This window comes from Streptacidiphilus sp. MAP12-16, from assembly GCF_041262165.1.
In the GTDB taxonomy this organism is placed as follows: domain Bacteria; phylum Actinomycetota; class Actinomycetes; order Streptomycetales; family Streptomycetaceae; genus Streptacidiphilus.
Genome location: NZ_JBGCBY010000004.1, coordinates 105,855 through 121,587, shown reverse-complemented (window position 1 = coordinate 121,587; position 15,733 = coordinate 105,855). Strand labels below are relative to the sequence as shown.

At 72.8% G+C, this 15,733-nt stretch carries 13 protein-coding genes; 6 read left to right on the top strand and 7 right to left on the bottom strand.

Features of this window, described 5'->3' with window-relative positions:
* Positions 1-11 precede the first annotated feature (11 nt).
* The gene (locus ABIA33_RS06265) at positions 12-2,249 is read right to left on the bottom strand and encodes a DEAD/DEAH box helicase (RefSeq protein WP_370077968.1); all 2,238 of its coding nucleotides are present in this window, start codon (positions 2,247-2,249) and stop codon (positions 12-14) included.
* Positions 2,250-2,822: 573 nt separating this feature from the next.
* Between ABIA33_RS06265 and ABIA33_RS06260 the strand changes: the two genes are divergently transcribed.
* Positions 2,823-3,566 (top strand): ferritin-like fold-containing protein, encoded by a 744-nt coding sequence (locus tag ABIA33_RS06260; protein WP_370077966.1) that lies wholly within the window; start codon positions 2,823-2,825, stop codon positions 3,564-3,566.
* A 77-nt stretch (positions 3,567-3,643) separates the two neighbouring features.
* Here ABIA33_RS06260 and ABIA33_RS06255 read toward each other — a convergent pair whose 3' ends face one another.
* The 4 genes from ABIA33_RS06255 to ABIA33_RS06240 all read right to left on the bottom strand — a co-directional run bounded on the left by ABIA33_RS06255 (position 3,644) and on the right by ABIA33_RS06240 (position 5,565).
* Positions 3,644-3,925: a hypothetical protein gene (locus tag ABIA33_RS06255; RefSeq protein WP_370077964.1), complete on the bottom strand. Its 282-nt coding sequence runs from the start codon at positions 3,923-3,925 to the stop codon at positions 3,644-3,646.
* A gap of 252 nt (positions 3,926-4,177) precedes the next feature.
* Complete coding sequence (locus ABIA33_RS06250; protein ID WP_370077962.1) at positions 4,178-4,405, bottom strand: DUF3107 domain-containing protein; 228 nt, start codon at positions 4,403-4,405, stop codon at positions 4,178-4,180.
* 135 nt (positions 4,406-4,540) lie between these two features.
* Entirely contained in the window at positions 4,541-5,200 is a 660-nt protein-coding gene (locus tag ABIA33_RS06245) for a TetR/AcrR family transcriptional regulator (RefSeq protein ID WP_370077960.1), read from the bottom strand.
* Positions 5,201-5,397: 197 nt separating this feature from the next.
* Positions 5,398-5,565, bottom strand: a complete 168-nt coding sequence (locus tag ABIA33_RS06240) for a hypothetical protein (RefSeq protein WP_370077958.1) — start codon at positions 5,563-5,565, stop codon at positions 5,398-5,400.
* A gap of 127 nt (positions 5,566-5,692) precedes the next feature.
* Here ABIA33_RS06240 and ABIA33_RS06235 point away from each other — a divergent pair, with 127 nt between their 5' ends.
* Positions 5,693-6,700: an alpha/beta fold hydrolase gene (locus ABIA33_RS06235; RefSeq protein ID WP_370077956.1), complete on the top strand. Its 1,008-nt coding sequence runs from the start codon at positions 5,693-5,695 to the stop codon at positions 6,698-6,700.
* Between the two features lie 4 nt (positions 6,701-6,704).
* Here ABIA33_RS06235 and ABIA33_RS06230 read toward each other — a convergent pair whose 3' ends face one another.
* Complete coding sequence (locus tag ABIA33_RS06230) at positions 6,705-7,175, bottom strand: hypothetical protein (protein WP_370077954.1); 471 nt, start codon at positions 7,173-7,175, stop codon at positions 6,705-6,707.
* A gap of 425 nt (positions 7,176-7,600) precedes the next feature.
* On the opposite strand from ABIA33_RS06230, the gene ABIA33_RS06225 reads away from it, so the two are divergent.
* The 4 genes from ABIA33_RS06225 (at position 7,601) to moeZ (ending at position 12,813) form a co-directional block, all read left to right on the top strand.
* Entirely contained in the window at positions 7,601-9,418 is a 1,818-nt protein-coding gene (locus ABIA33_RS06225) for a DUF3492 domain-containing protein (RefSeq protein WP_370077952.1), read from the top strand.
* Positions 9,415-10,497, top strand: a complete 1,083-nt coding sequence (locus ABIA33_RS06220; protein ID WP_370077950.1) for a hypothetical protein — start codon at positions 9,415-9,417, stop codon at positions 10,495-10,497. Before ABIA33_RS06225 ends, ABIA33_RS06220 begins: the two co-directional genes overlap by 4 nt.
* An 85-nt stretch (positions 10,498-10,582) precedes the next feature.
* Positions 10,583-11,494 (top strand): NAD-dependent epimerase/dehydratase family protein, encoded by a 912-nt coding sequence (locus ABIA33_RS06215; RefSeq protein WP_370077948.1) that lies wholly within the window; start codon positions 10,583-10,585, stop codon positions 11,492-11,494.
* A gap of 140 nt (positions 11,495-11,634) precedes the next feature.
* Entirely contained in the window at positions 11,635-12,813 is a 1,179-nt protein-coding gene (gene moeZ, locus ABIA33_RS06210; protein ID WP_370077946.1) for an adenylyltransferase/sulfurtransferase MoeZ, read from the top strand.
* A 154-nt stretch (positions 12,814-12,967) separates the two neighbouring features.
* Here moeZ and ABIA33_RS06205 read toward each other — a convergent pair whose 3' ends face one another.
* Entirely contained in the window at positions 12,968-15,688 is a 2,721-nt protein-coding gene (locus ABIA33_RS06205) for a flippase-like domain-containing protein (RefSeq protein WP_370077944.1), read from the bottom strand.
* Positions 15,689-15,733 lie beyond the last annotated feature (45 nt).

The following is a 15,733-nucleotide window of genomic DNA, read 5'->3' as shown; positions in this document are numbered from 1 at the left end:
CTTCCGCCCGACTAGCGCGTGCCGCGCGCTTCGGCGGCGGCCGTGGCCGCGGCTGCGTCGGCGAGACGCTCACTGCGGCGACGGCGGCGCGGCACCTCGGCAACGGCCTCGGTCGCGGCGGCTGCCGCAGCCGGGGCACGCCGCTGGCGGGGCGCCGGGACCTCGGCCGGGGTGGGCACGCTCGCGGCGGCGCCCTCCGGCCTGGCGGCCCGTCTGCGCTGGCGAGGCGCGGGGGCCTCGGTCGCCTCCGGGGCGGTGACCGTGGGGGCCACCAGGGTCTCCACCGTCTCCGTGGTTTCCACGGTCGCCGCCGACCTGCTTCCGCGACGGCGGCGAGGCGCGGCGGCCTCGGCCGTGGTGGCCTCGGACGGAGCCTCGGTCAGAGGCGTCGCGTCGACAGCCTTGGTGCTGCGGGTCCGGCGGCGGGGCGCGGGGGCCTCGTCCTCCATTGCCTCTGCCACCTCGGCCGCAACGGGAGCCTCGGCAGCGACACCGCTGCGACGACGACGGCGCGGAGCAGCGGTCTCGGCGGTCTCGGCTACCTCCGCGATGTCCGCGACGGCGGCGGCCTCGACGACCTCGACAGCCTCGGCAACGGTGTCGAGGGGCTTGGCAGTGGTGCGGGTCCGACGGCGGCGGGCCGGAGCCTCGGTCGGCTGAATCGGCTCGGACGCCTCGACAGCCGGGGCGGCCTCCTCCACCGGAGCCGCCTCGACGAACGGCGCGGCGAGCTCCGAAGCCGCGCCGCCACGGCGGCGGCGACGGCGCGGAGCCGCATCCTCGGCCTCGGTGACCGGAGCGAGCCCAGCGGCGGGGGCCGTGGCGGCTGCCAGGGTCTCCGCGTCCACCTCGACCAGCGGCGCTCCGCCGTCACCGTTGCGGGTGCGGCGACGCTGGCGCTCGCGGCGCGGACGCTCCTCGCTCGGAGCCTCCGTCACAGGGCCGGACGTGCCGGCCGGACGACGACCGTCGCCCGAACCCGCGCCGCGCGAACGGCCGGAGCCGGAGCCGCGCTCGGCGGGCTTGCTGTCGCGGCCGCCGCTGCGGCCGCGTGCACCCGGCTCGCCCAGGTCCTCGATGTCCTCCGCGCCGAGGCCCGCACGGGTGCGGTCGGCGCGCGGCAGCACGCCCTTGGTGCCGGGGGCGATGTTCAGCAGCTCGTAGAGGTGCGGCGAGGTCGAGTAGGTCTCCTCGGGCTCGGTGAGGCCCAGGTCGAGCGCCTTGTTGATGAGCGCCCAGCGCGGAATGTCGTCCCAGTCGACCAGCGTCACGGCCGTGCCGGACGCGCCCGCCCGGCCGGTGCGGCCGATGCGGTGCAGGTAGGTCTTCTCGTCCTCGGGGCACTGGTAGTTCATGACGTGGGTGACGCCCTCGACGTCGATGCCACGGGCGGCGACGTCCGTGCAGACCAGCACGTCCACCTTGCCGTTGCGGAAGGCGCGCAGCGCCTGCTCGCGTGCGCCCTGGCCGAGGTCGCCGTGCACCGCTCCGGCGGCGAAGCCGCGCTGGGTGAGCTGGTCGGCGACGTCGGCGGCGGTGCGCTTGGTCCGGCAGAAGATCATGGCCAGGCCGCGACCCTCCGACTGCAGGATCCGCGAGACCAGCTCGACCTTGTCGAGCGAGTGCGCGCGGAAGACGTGCTGCTTGACCGAGGCGACGGTCGCGCCGGTGTCGTCCGGTGCGGTGGCCCGGATGTGCGTGGGCTGGGTCATGTAGCGACGGGCGAGGCTGATGACCTGGCCGGGCATGGTCGCCGAGAACAGCATGGCCTGCCGCTTCGTGGGCAGCATGGTCATGATCTTCTCGACGTCGGGCAGGAAGCCGAGGTCGAGCATCTCGTCCGCCTCGTCCAGCACCAGGATGCGGACGGCGGAGAGGTCGAGCTTCTTCTGGCGGGCCAGGTCGAGCAGGCGGCCGGGGGTGCCGACGACGACGTCGACGCCCTTCTGCAGCGCCTCGACCTGCGGTTCGTAGGCGCGCCCGCCGTAGATGGCCAGGACCCGCACGTTGCGGACCTTGCCGGCGGTCTGCAGGTCGTTGGTGACCTGGGTGCAGAGCTCGCGGGTCGGGACGACGACCAGCGCCTGCGGCGTCGAGGGCAGGTCCGCTGCGGTGCAGCGGCCGGCGTCGACGTCGGCGGAGACCCGCACGCGGTCGATGATGGGGAGGCCGAAACCGAGGGTCTTGCCAGTGCCGGTCTTGGCCTGGCCGATGACGTCGTGGCCGCTGAGGGCCACGGGGAGGGTCATCTCCTGGATCGGGAAAGGAGTGATGATGCCGACGGCCTCTAGGGCCTCTGCGGTCTCGGAAAGAATCCCGAGGTCTCGGAACGTAGTCAGGGCGATGCCTCTTCCGGTGTGTGCGGCCGATGGCGGGGGGCGGCCGGGCACATGTACGCCTCGCGTACGTGCGCGCTGACCGCAACCGGCTTCCTCGCGGCCACCTCGCGCGCCGGCTCCGTCGTTCGTACGGACACAGCTGTCGCGTACGGGCGGGCGGCACTGCAGGGGGCCTGTGTGGGAGGTACGGCGCGGGACCGCTGAGAGTGCGGTCTGCGGCGGCCCTCGCTCAGCCACTGCGGGCCCTTCGTGGTCCGTCCCCGGATCGGAAGGGCTGGGTCGGTCGGAGCCGATCGTTCCACCGACCGGGCATCCGCATTCGTGAGGACCGGGGCGCGTGCCGTGACGGCGCATACGCCGGTCCTCACTACCACCATACCGTCAAGGGAATGATCGAACATGTGACGCGGACGACAGTGGGCGGCAACGGGCCCGAAAGGCCCCTGCCGCCCGCCCCCTGTCCGGGAGGCTAGGGTGCCGCGTATGGAGACTCCTCAGGACCGCACCGACGACCTCCGCGCCAACGAGGCGCACCCCTCCATCGGCGACTGGGCGACCTGCGCGGCGGACCCGCAGTACCGGGCCGCCGTCCTCGACCTGCTCGGCGCACTCGCGTACGGAGAGCTCAGCGCCTTCGAGCGGCTCGCCGAGGACGCCAAGCTGGCGCCGACGCTGGAGGACAAGGCCGCGCTGGCAGGAATGGCAGCCGCGGAGTTCCACCATTACCGGCAGTTGCACGACCGGCTCGACGAGGTCGGGGCCGACCCGACCGAGGCGATGCAGCCCTTCGCCGAGCCGCTCGACTCCTTCCACCGGATGACCGCCCCCGCCGACTGGCCCGAGGGCCTGGTCAAGGCGTACGTCGGCGACTCAATCGCCTCCGACTTCTACCGCGAGGTCGCGGTTCGCCTCGACGACGACACCAGGGACCTGGTGCTGCGGGTCATGGCCGACACCGGGCACGCCGAGTTCGCCGTGGAGAAGGTCCGCGAGGCCATCGCCGCCGACCCCCGGATCGGCGGCCGGCTCGCGCTGTGGGGGCGGCGGCTGATGGGCGAGGCGTTGAGCCAGGCCCAGCGCGTCGTCGCCGAGCGGGACGCGCTGTCGAACCTGCTGATCGGCGGGGTCGAGGTACGGGGCTTCGACCTGGTCGAGGTCGGCAAGATGTTCAACCGGATCACGGAGGCGCACACCAGGCGGATGGCGGCGCTGGGCCTCGCTTCCTGAGCGAAGCGGGTCCCGGGTGGGCTGGGTGGCCCGGTCTGGGTGTATCGGCGCCTGGGCGACCGACCGCTCCGAGCCGGTCAGGCGTGGTGCGGACGGCGGTGGCTCGGGCGTGATCGCTGGTCGGGGCGGGCGAGCAGCGACACCAGCACGCAGGCGCCGACGGCCGAGAGCGGTACGGTCGCCAGGATGTGGCCGCTGCCGAGGATGGCGTGGCCGAGGCCGCCGGTCAGCAGCGCAGCGGCCGGCCCGGTCAGCACGGTCACCGCTCGCGGGGCGGGGAACAACTCCGGTAGCAGCAGCGCGGCCGCACCTCCTACGGCCAGACCCACCAGGGTGAACGCAAGCAGCTCCAGCAGCATGGATGCTGCCTCCTCCCAGCCTCGGACGTGCTCGGACCCGCCGGTACGGCCGGCCACTCAGGAACTACCCAGGCAGCGGTCAGGACATGCGGGACGCGCGGATCTGCGCCCCTTCGCGGCGGGAATCACCCGGCGGGGTGGTCAGCTCGTGCGACTCGGCTGAATGTCCGATAAGGGGGATGTCCGACAAGCAGCTGCCCCGTCGCCGCCTGGGCGGGGACGGGGCAGCTGTGAAGAGCGGTGACGCCGACCTCAGATCGCGCCGAAACCCACCTTGCGTGCGGCCTGCTCGCCGATCTCCACATAGGCGAGCCGCTCGGCCGGAACCAGGACCCTGCGGCCGTGCTCGTCCGTGAGCTTCAGCAGCTTGGAGCTGCCTTCGAGCGCAGCGGCAACCGCGCTCTCGACCTCTTCTGCAGTCTGCGAGCTCTCGAGAACGATCTCCCGAGCCGCGTTCTGCACGCCGATCTTGACCTCCACGGCTTCGTCCCTCCGGCCCCTCAAGGCGTTGCTTGTTGTTCCACGCGCGGCTGATCGCGCCGTACCCGCCCAACCATAGTCCGAGCGGGGCTATTCCAAGCTCCGGACCGGGCCCGAGGGCAGTGCGGACCGGTGTCAGTGCGCGGCCGGGTCGCCGCCGTGCATGGGGAAGCCCTTGAGGCCGCGCCAGGACAGGCTGGACACCAGCCGGACCGCCTCGTCCTTGGGGATGCTGCCGCCCTGGGCGAGCCAGAACCTGGCGGTGATCTGGCACAGGCCGCAGACGCCCACGGCGAGCAGCATGGCCTCCTCCTCCGGCAGGTCGGTGTCCTCCGCGATCACCTTGCTGACCAGGGTCGCGGTCGCGCGGGTCACCCGCTCGACGCGCTCGCGCACGGCGTCCTCGTTGGTCAGATCGGACTCGAAGACCAGCCGGAAGGCACCGGACTCGGCGGCGACGTACGCGAAGTACGCCTCGGTGGTGGCCAGCACGCGGAGCTTGTTGTCCGTGGTGGCTTCCAGGGCGGTGCGGATGGCCTCGACCAGGGCGTCGCAGTGTTTGTCCAGGAGCGCGAGGTAGAGCTCCAGCTTTCCCGGGAAGTGCTGGTAGAGCACCGGCTTGCTGACTCCGGCGCGCTCGGCGATGTCGTCCATGGCGGCGGCGTGGTAGCCCTGGGCGACGAACACCTCCTCGGCCGCACCGAGCAGTTGGTTGCGTCGTGCACTCCGCGGCAGGCGGCCGGTGGTCGCTTTGCCTGCGCGCGGGCGCTCGTCCGTGCCCTGAATGGCCGTCACGGCGCTCCTCACTCACGGTTGTCGGCCGAGGCCGTGCGGGTGGTCCTTGCAAGCAGCCATCCTACTTGTCGGTAATCCTGTGCGCCGCAGGTCGCCGGAAGAAAGTCTTGGTCAACTGTTGTGAGAAGTCGACAACACAGGACGGCGTAGACCATGCGTTAGTGGTGCGGATCAGGCAATTCATCCGGGAGCGGCGGTCAGCGGTACTCGTCCTCGTCGATCTCGACGACCCGGTGCTGGTCGACGGCATCGGCCACCGGCGCCTCCAGATCGAGATCCTCCTGCTCCATCGCCTCGTCGGTCTGGTCGTCGGCCTCCTCGTCGGGGGCTTCCTCGAGTGTTTCGGGGTTCGCGGGGTCGGACATGCTGCCTCCCGGACGGGGTGGTGGTCTGGCTTCGAGCGTAGAAGGGCCTGCCCGGGAGCGCGCCCCGGCACACCGGTAATTCGGGGTAGTCCTCGTCCCGGCCGACTCCGCTCGTAGCATCGACGGCATGAGTGGACTGCGCGAGGTGTCGGAAACCGTGACCGCCGGGGCGGTCGTCGCCGCGGATGCCGAGGTGGAGGGGGCGGGCACGGCCGCTCCGACGAGGACACCGCGGGCGTTGACGGAGCTCTCGGTGCCCGGCTGCAGGCTGACCGTGGCGGCGATGGAGCCCGAGCGCGCGGACCTGCCGCCGGCCGTCTTCGTCCACGGGCTCGGCGGATCGACGCAGAACTGGGCCTTGCTGATGGACCAGCTGGCCGGGGACGTCGACGGCCACGCCGTCGACCTGCCCGGTTTCGGGCAGTCGCCGCCCCCGGACGACGCGGACCTGTCCGTGTCCGCCCATATGCGCGCGGTCGTCGACTACCTGGAACTCTCCGCTCGCGGCCCGGTCCATCTGTTCGGGAACTCGCTGGGCGGGGCCGTGGCGACCAGGCTCGCCGCGCTCCGCCCGGACCTGGTGCGGACCCTCACCCTGATCTCTCCCGCGCTGCCGGAGCTACCGCCGCAGCCGACGGCGCTGCCCACCGCCCTGCTGGCGATGCCTGGCGTGCCGGGCCTGTTCGGCAGGCTCGTCCGGGGGCAGCCGGTGGAGCAGCAGACCGAGGCGCTGCTCGACCTCTGCTACGGCGATCCCGGGCTGATCGACGCGGAGCGGCGGCAGGAGATGGTCGCCGAGTACCGGCGCCGGATGGCGCTGCCCTACACGATGGACGTGCTGGCCAGGACGGCGCGCGGGATCGTCAGGGCGTACACCGAGCGTGGGTCGCAGGCGCTGTGGCGGCAGGCGGAGCTGGTCTCCGTTCCGGTGCTGCTGGTCTACGGGCTGAAGGACAAGCTGGTGTCGTACCGGATGGCCCGGCGGGCGGGGCAGGCGTTCTGGAACTCGCGGCTGCTGGTGCTGCCCGAGGCGGGGCATGTGGCGATGATGGAGTACCCCGAGCTGGTCGCTCAGCAGTTCCGGGAGCTGCTCGCGGAGACGGCGCGGGGGGCGGTCGCGGCTTCCGCGCAGTAGCCGGTCAGCCGTAGACGGCGTGGCAGGCGGCAGCCTGGCTGCTGCCTCTGGGCCACTTCCCGTACTGCTCGGCGAGGTCGCAGACGCCCGGCGGGTGGCCGGGCGGCCGCTGGGGAGCGGGGTCCGGGACGGCGTGCCGGGGCCGCGCGTACCTGGAGTGCGCGCTCGGCGGGTCCCCGGCCACGAGCCCGGCCGTGCGTCCGGCCGCGGGCACGTCGTCGGAGCCGGTGGTCGGGCTGACCCGGGTCAGCGGGATCGGAGCGGGCGGGACGGGGTCCGCGACGGCGAGCGTCCACAGCGGGGCCCCCTCGGTCGGGGCGGCGAAGACGTGCCGCGGAGACGGCGGTGGCGGCGTTCCCGCCGGGCGGCCGCTCGCGGAGCACCCGGCGGTGAGCGCCCCGGCGCCGAGCAGCGCGACCAGCGCGAGTCGAGTCCGCAGGGGTTGCCGCAGCGCGCGGGCAGGAGTGCGGGCCATGCGGGAACCTCCGGGTGCGGTGCGGTGGCGGACCGCTCTGCGAGCGTCTGGGGCCCTGCGCGTCCTGCCCGGGCAACGAGTGAAGGTCGACCGGGTTACCGCACGTCGGACTGGTGGGGCGCGCGCGCCAGGATTCACAACGCCCCAGTACGCCGGGGGTTTCGGCGTTTCACTCCTTCGGGTGGTAGCCGACCGGATGGCCGAGTGACTGTCAGCACCCGGTCGTAGTTTCGTCCCGTCGGGCCGAACAGACGTCGGGGGCGTCCGGCAGGCGAGCGGCGGGGCCCGGGTGCTGGGGATCGGGTGCCCGAGATCGGGTGGCCGGGATCGGGTGCCGGGATCGGGTGCCGGGGGATCGCCCCGGCCGTACCCGGCCTCCGGTCCTCAGGACCAGTCGTCCGCCTTTCGCCTGCTATCCGCCCCCGTTGACGGTTCGGATCACCCGCCCGGTCACGCGGTCCACCCAACTACGGCTCCTGGAGGTCTCCATGCGCATCGCCCTGCTCACCGAGAGTGCCTTCCCTCGTGCGAAGAGTGCCGAAGGCGGCTGGTGCGACCGGCTGACCCGAGGACTTCCGGAGCACGAGTTCGAGATGTACGCGCTGGGGGCCACCCGGCGCGATCCCCTCCCCGAGCCGCTCCCGGACCGGTTGTTCGCGCTCCGGCACGGCGCCCCGTCCGCCGGGATGCTGCAGGGACGGGGTCGGCGGCGTGCGCTGACGGCCTATCAGGCATTGGTCCGCTCGCTGGTGGAGCCCGGGGCGGCGGCGGAGTTCGGGCCCGCGCTCTACGCCCTGGCGGAGGCCGGTCGTGGCGGCGGCCTGCCCGCGCTGCTGCGCTCGGGGGCCGCCTTGCGCCTGCTCGAGGCTGCCTGGCAGGAACCGGGGGCGGTCGCGGCCCGCGGCTCGGGCTCGGCCGCGGAGCCCCTGGTCCGGGACGCCCTGGTCGCGGCGGACCTGCTGGAGCGGTGCCTGCGCCCGCTGTCCGCGTCCTGGTACGAGCCCGCGGACGGGTATCCCCGCCGACTCCGGTGGCCGTGGGCCCAGGGCGCGCCGTCGGCGGGTGGACCGGCGGGCGGTCGGTCCGGCGGGCGGTCGGGCGGGCTGGCTGCGGTGGACCTCTGCCACGCCGTGGACGGCGGGCTGGCGGTGCTGCCGGGACTGCTGGCCAAGCACTTCTACGGGATACCGCTGATCATCACCGAGCACAGCCTCCACCTGCGCGAACGCGCCCGCGGCTATCGCAGCGCGCCCTACCGCCGACCCGTGCGGGCGCTGCTGCTCACCTTCTTCCGCCTGCTCGCCCGCGAGGGTTACCAGCAGGCCGGGCTGATCACCCCGGGGAGCTCCTACGACCAGCGCTGGCAGATCCACTGTGGTGCGGATCCGGCCGCCATCAGGGTGGTCTACGAGGGGACCGAGAACGCGGACCACCCCCCGGTCGGCGCGGAGCCCGAGATCCCGGCGCTCGCCTGGTCGGGGCCGATGGAGCCGCACGGCGGCCTGGACACCATGCTGCGCGCCTTCGCCGAACTGCGGGCCGAGCCCGAGCACGCGGAGGTGCGGCTGCGGGTCCACGGCGAGACCTCCGCCGTGGACCGGACCGGGCCGGCCGAGGAGTACCAGGACCACTGCCGGCGGCTCGCCCGCGAGTTGTTCCCGGCCGAGCCGGGGGCGCCGGCGGCCGTGTGCTTCGAAGGCCGCCCGGCCCGGCTGCGCACAGTCCACGAGGGCGGCACCGTCGTCGTCTTCAGCGGCACCGAGGGACCTCCGCCGACGCTGCTCGCCGAGGCGATGCTGAGCGGCCGCCCGGTCGTCGCGACGGACGTCGGCGCGGCGCGGGAGGTGGTCGGCCCGGCCGGACTGCTGGTGCCGGCGGACGACCCGCGGGCTCTGGCGACGGCGTGCTCGGCGCTGTTGGCGGACCAGGAACGGCGGCTCCGCCTCGGCAACGCCGGCCGACTGCGGGCCCAGGAGCTCTACGCGGTGGAGCCCGCCGCCGCCGCTTTCCGCGAGCTGTACCTGGAGCTGGTATCGCACTGGCCCGGACAGCGGGCGGCCGAGTCCGGCCTACGGGTCGCCTGCAGACCCTTCAGCCGTACGGCGGAGGCCTGGGTCGCCGCCGAATCCCGCACGGGCGGGCAGCCCACCACGGCGGACCGGATGCCGCCCCGCCCGGCCGCCCCGCGCCCGGTGGCCGTGGGCGCTGCCGGAGCGGCTTCCGAGGAGGCAGGTGCCGGATGAGCGAACGTCGCGGCGGAGCGCAGCCCCGGGGCGGCACGTCCTCGGCCGATCCCGTCCATGACCTGTTGGAACGCCATCTTCCACTGTGCGAGACAGCGGTCCACCCGCTGGAGATCGCCGCCGAACTGGAGCGGGCCGGAATCGGGCCGGGCACCGCGGGCCGGTACCGGCATGCGGACGTGTTCTCCCTGGCCGAAGAGCTCTTCGCTCGGGTGCCGCGCCGTCCGGCGGCGCACCGCGTGCCGCCGCCGGACAGTCCGTGGCGGCGACGCGCTGTGCCGTCACTGCTCGCGGCCCTGCTCTGCCTGATGCCCTGCGCAGCCCTGTTGCTGGCACGCCGGACCGGGGGAGCGGAACGCGGCCTCGGGGTGAGCCTCACCGTCGTCGGACTGCTGGCCCTGGCCGCGGCGGCGACCTCGGGCCGCGGCCATCCCTTCCTCGCCAGATTCGGCTACGCCCTGGGGATGGCGGGGCTGCTCGGCGTCGGCGTCAGCGGCGGGGCCGGCCTGCCGGTGGCCGCCGCACTGGCCTGCGGGCTGGGCGCCGCCGACTGGTGCGCGCGCTGGTTTCGGCACATCGGCTGGGGTCACCTGGGTGCCGCGCGCTCGCGGGCCGAGTTCCAAGCTCGGATGCGTCCGGTGCTTCCGGTGACGGTCGCCCTGTTCCTGACCGCACTGTCGGCGCTGACCTTCGCCGCGCTGGCGCTGGATCGCCGACGGGCCGCTGCCGGCGGCGTCGCCGCAGTCGTCGTCGGAGCGGACGGCTCGGTCTGGGCCGCACAGGAGTGCACCGGCGTCGTCCTGCTGCTGGTGCTGCTGCTCTGGCACTGCGGACGTCACCAGGCAGCCATGGCCGGGCTGTTGGCCGGTCTCGCGGCGGTGGGAGTGGCGGCGGCCGCCGTCCGCGCGGCACCGCCCTGGCAGTTCGCGGCGGGTGTGCGGAGCCCGGCGATACCGGCGTTCACCACCGCTGCGCTCTGGGGCTTCGGCGTGACGGCGGCGCTGCTGCTCCCGTACGCCTGGGTCGTGCTGCTACGTCCCGAGTCCCACCGGGCGGCACCCGCCGACGAGGTCGACTGAGTCCTGCCCGGACTCGCCCCTAACCGACTCCCACCTCTGCACATCGCGGGCCCGCTCGGGCCTCGCTCAAGGAAGGACCGCGCTCATGAGGGTGCTGCTGCTGGGCGCCGATGGATTCATCGGCCGCCGCGTCGCCGACCGACTCTTCGCCGACCCGGAGTTGCAGGTGACCGTGCTGGGCCGCCGGGACACCGCCGACATCCGCTTCGACCTCGCCGCCGGCAGCCCCGGCGCGCTGGCCAGGTTCCTGGACGCGGTGATGCCCCGCGTGGTGGTGAACTGCGCGGGGGCGACCTACGGCACGCCGCGGGACCTGGTGCGGGCCAACACCCAGGCGGTCGCCACGGTCTGCGAGGCGATCCGGCGCAGCCACGACCCGGCGAGACTGGTCCACGTGGGGTCCGCCGCCGAGTACGGCCCGGTGCCGATCGGAACCGCCACCGCCGAGACCTCCGAGCCGCGCCCGCTGGGGCCGTACGGCGTGACCAAGCTGGCGGGGACGGAACTGGCGCTGTCGTCCGGGCTGGACGCGGTGGTGCTGCGGATCTTCGACGCGGTGGGTCCCGGAGTGCCGGCCGGTTCGTTGTTCGGCCGACTGTCCGAGGGACTGCGGCGCGCGCTGGAGCGCGGCGAGCCGCAGGTCCGCGCCGCGGACCTGTCCGCCTTCCGCGACTTCGTGGACGTCCGCGACGTGGCCCGCGCGGTTCAGGCCGCGGCGGTCTCGGCTGCCACCGGTGTGATCAACATCGGTGGCGGCAGTGGCGTTCGCATGCGCGACGCGGCGCACCTGCTGGTCCGGGCCTCCGGGTTCGAGGGGCGGCTGATGGAGGAGAGCCGCAGTCCGATCCCCGGCGCGGACGGCGCCGACCGCCCCGGCGAGGTGCTCTGGCGCCAGGCCGACATCCGCACGGCCAGGGAGCGCCTCGGCTGGCGCCCCCGGGTCCCGCTGGAGGAGTCGCTCGCGGACATCTGGATGGAGACCGCCTGCCGGGTCTGAGCGGGCCGTGAGCGACCTGGTTCGCGGCGGATGTCCGTCTCAGCGACTGTCTCGCACCTCGGACGAGGGGCCCTGGAATAGCGCACGGCGTGGCACTGTTGGCGTGAGAAACCCGTACTGACGACCACCGGAGTCACCCCGTGTCGCTGCCACCCCTGGTCGAGCCGGCCGCTGAGCTCACCGTGGACGAGGTCCGCAGGTACTCCCGCCACCTGATCATCCCGGATGTCGGGATGGACGGGCAGAAGCGGTTGAAGAACGCCAAGGTGCTCTGTGTGGGCGCAGGCGGCCTGGGCTCGCCCGCGTTGATGTACCTCGCCGCGGCGGGCGTCGGCACGCTCGGCATCGTCGAGTTCGACACCGTCGACGAGTCCAACCTCCAGCGCCAGATCATCCACGGCCAGGCCGACATCGGCCGGTCCAAGGCCGAGTCCGCCCGCGACTCGGTCAAGGAGATCAACCCTTACGTCAACGTCATCCTGCACGAGACGCGCCTCGACGTGGACAACGTCAAGGAGATCTTCGCGCAGTACGACCTGATCGTCGACGGCACCGACAACTTCGCCACCCGCTACCTGGTGAACGACGCGGCGGTGCTGCTGGGCAAGCCCTACGTGTGGGGCTCGATCTACCGCTTCGACGGCCAGGCCAGCGTGTTCTGGGCCGAACACGGCCCCTGCTACCGCTGCCTGTACCCGGAGGCTCCGCCGCCCGGCATGGTCCCCTCCTGCGCCGAGGGCGGCGTGCTCGGAGTGCTGTGCGCGTCCATCGGCTCGATCCAGGTCACCGAGGCCATCAAGCTGCTGGCCGGCATCGGCGAGCCGCTGGTCGGCCGACTGATGATCTACGACGCGCTGGAGATGCAGTACCGCCAGGTCAAGGTCCGCAAGGATCCGGACTGCGCGCTCTGCGGCGAGAACCCGACGGTCACCGACCTCATCGACTACGACGCCTTCTGCGGAGTCGTCAGCGAGGAGGCGCAGGCGGCGGCGATCGGTTCGACCATCACGCCCAAGCAGCTCAAGGAGTGGCAGGACGACGGCGAGGACATCTTCCTGATCGACGTCCGCGAGCCCGGCGAGTACGAGATCGTCAACATCCCCGGCGCCACGCTGATCCCCAAGGGCGACTTCCTGATGGGCAACGCCCTGGAGCGGATGCCGCAGGACAAGAAGATCGTGCTGCACTGCAAGACCGGCGTCCGCTCGGCCGAGGTGCTGGCCGTGCTCCACTCGGCGGGCTTCGCCGACGCGGTGCACGTCGGTGGCGGCGTCATCGGCTGGGTCAACCAGATCGAGCCGCAGAAGCCGGTGTACTAGACGCTCCGCGCAAGGATCCGTGCAGCAAGGTTCCGTGCAGCACGGTGCCGTGCAAGGACAGAAGTCGCGCCCTCCCGTACCGACGCCGGTACGGGAGGGCGCGGTCGTTCGGCCGGCACGTCCTTCGGAGTTCTTCGGAGTTCGGAGGCCGTTCTCAGAGGGCGTTCTTGCGCTGCAGGTAGGTGAAGGAGATCCAGCCGGGCAGCACCGGCAGCCAGAAGGTCATCACGCGGAACACCAGCACAGCGGGGGTGGCCACGGCCAGCGGCAGCCCGGCTCCGGTGAGCAGACCGGTCAGGGCGAGCTCGATCGGGCCGATCCCCCCAGGCACCGGGATGGCGGATCCGGCGGCGTTGCCGGCGAGGTAGACCACCGCGATGGTGGCGAAGGGCAGCGACCCGCCGAAGGCGTGGATGCTGGCGTCCAGGCAGGCGACGAAGGCCAGCGAGACCAGGATGATCCCGCCGAATCCGGTGGCCAGCTTGGTGGGTGAGCGCAACAGGTCCAGCATCCGCGGGATGACCCCCAGGAACAGCGAGCGCACCTGTGCGGTCAGCCAGCGGCGCAGTGGTGGGATCGCGGCCGCGACCAGCACCAGTACCGCCGCCACCAGCAGCCCGGCGATCACCGTGCGGGAGGAGGGGATGTCGGAGCTCTTCGCGGTCCCGGCCACGAAGCCGAACCCGAGCAGCAGCAGGATGTGCATGCCGAGGCCGACCAGCTGCGAGGCTCCCACGCTGGCCACCGCCTGGCCCGGCCTGATGCCCGCTCGCTGGAGGAAGCGCGCGTTCAGCGCCACACCCCCGACCGCGGCGGGGGCGACCAGCTTGACGAAGGACCCGGCCACCTGGGCCAGGAGGGTACGTCCGAAGGGCAACTGCTCGGGGACGAAGCCGGCCAGGCTCATCGCCGCGCCGACGTAACTGATCACCGAGGCCGCCAGGGCGGCCAGCAACCAGCTCCACTTCGCGTGGGAGAGCGCGGTGACCGGGTTGTTGGCGGCGATCTGTCCCAGCAGCAGGTAGGCGGCGAAGGCCCCGGCGATCACGGTGATCAGCGTCTTCGGCTTGAGCCGCTGCAGCCTTGCCGGTTCCACCGGGGCCTGCGGCACGACCTCGAGGATCTGCTCGCGGATCTGCGACAGGAAATCGGCCGGTTCGGGGGTCGCCGTCAGGGCGTCCTCGATCTTGACGCCGGCCTTGATCTGCTCCGCGTGGATGGCCGCCACCTCGGCCTTGCGGGAGCGGTTGAAGTGCTTCAGCGCTATGCGGGTGGAGCGGCTCAGTCCGACCGGCTGCAGCAGCGGCAGCGCGGCTGCCGTCCGGTACGAGCCGAGGACGGCGTTGGCGGAGGTCACGGCGCGCTCGGGGCCGACCCGCAGGGCCAGGGTGGTGAGCAGCTGCGCCAGGTCCATGCGCAGGGTGAGATCGCCGGCGGCGATGTCGCCGCCGGCCAGGTTCGTCAGGCAGACGCCACCGTCCTGGGTGACCAGCAGGGACTCGCCGGTCAGCCGGCGGTGGGCGATCCGCCGGTCGTGCAGGGACTTCACCGAGGTCCAGGCGTCGGCGAGGACCTTGTCGGTGATCTCGTCCTCGTCGGTGCTGTCCAGCGAGCGGCCCTCGATCCGCTCGTAGACCAGGATCACCGCATCGGGGCCCAGTTCGGAGGTCGCGATCAGCCGGGGGGAGTGCGCGCCCGCGGCGTTGGCGGCGTAGGCGATCAGGGCTTCCTGCTCCAGCGCCTGGCGCAGCGACTGGGGGCTGGAGCGTACGGCGACGGTACGCAGTTGCAGTCGGCGCCAGAGCCGGTAGAAGAAGCCGGACGCCTGCTGCTCCCGGTCGATGACGTGGACGTCCAGGGGCGAGGCCGCCTCCTGGATGACCAGGTAGCGGCGGGTGCCCTCGGGACCGTCGGGGGAGCGGTGGGCGCTGACCGGGGCGAAGCCGACCTTGCGCAGTCCGGCGAGCAGGTGCTCGCCGGTGGGTCGGACGTTCGGCGTGCCCACCGCGTAGAGGGTGCCGTACGCGACGGTCAGACCCAGCAGGATGGTTACTGCAATGGACAGCGGCGTGGTGTTGCCGCCGATGAGTTCCGAGAGGCCGTCGAGCAGGACCACCGCCCACAGGGCCACCCGCCAGCGCGGCCGGCTCGCCATGCCGACGGCGGTCATATAGGCGATGACCGGGGTGAGGTAGCCATGCACCGGGTCGGTGAGCGTGGTCGTCCCCTGGACCTGCTGGGTCAGCGCCTGGGTGATGGACAGGGGTGCGGCCTTGACGACCCAGAGGTCGACGGCGAGGGAGATGCCGTGGGCGAGCACTGCCGCGAGCACGCCGTCCGCCACCCGCAGGCCGTCCCGTTTGATCAGCCGTTCCACGGCGAAGGCGAGCGGCACGATGAGTACTGCGGCGGTGGAGACGACGCCGGTGATGGTGGTCAGCAGGCTGGGGACCTTGGTGACCCCGTTGGAGATGTCGGTCTGCAGCCCGGTGGTGGTGGACTGGGCGACGCTGGCGAGGACGAAGACGGTGGCGATGCCGAGCACGCCGAGCAGGAAGCGGATCAGGTCCGCGGGCCGGTGGACCCGGGCGGCGAGCAGGGGCTCGTCCACGGAGACGTGGGAACTCGCGCGGGTCTCGGCGGGGAGGTCGCACGCGGCGGGCTTGACCAGGTCGACCGGCTCGGCCGGCGCGCGCGGTCCGGCCTGCGCGGGCGGCGCGATCTGCGCGGGCGGCTCGATCTGCTCCACCTGCTCCGGGACGATGTCGCCGCCGGCTCTCTCGTCGCTCTCGTCGTCCGTCAGGCTCAGGCTGTCCTCGGGCATGACTCCGGACGCGTCCGCGGCCTGGTCGGCGCTCGCGCTTGGTCCGGTCATCTTGTGTATGCCTTCTGGTCGCCTGTCACCGACCCTTCAAGGGTG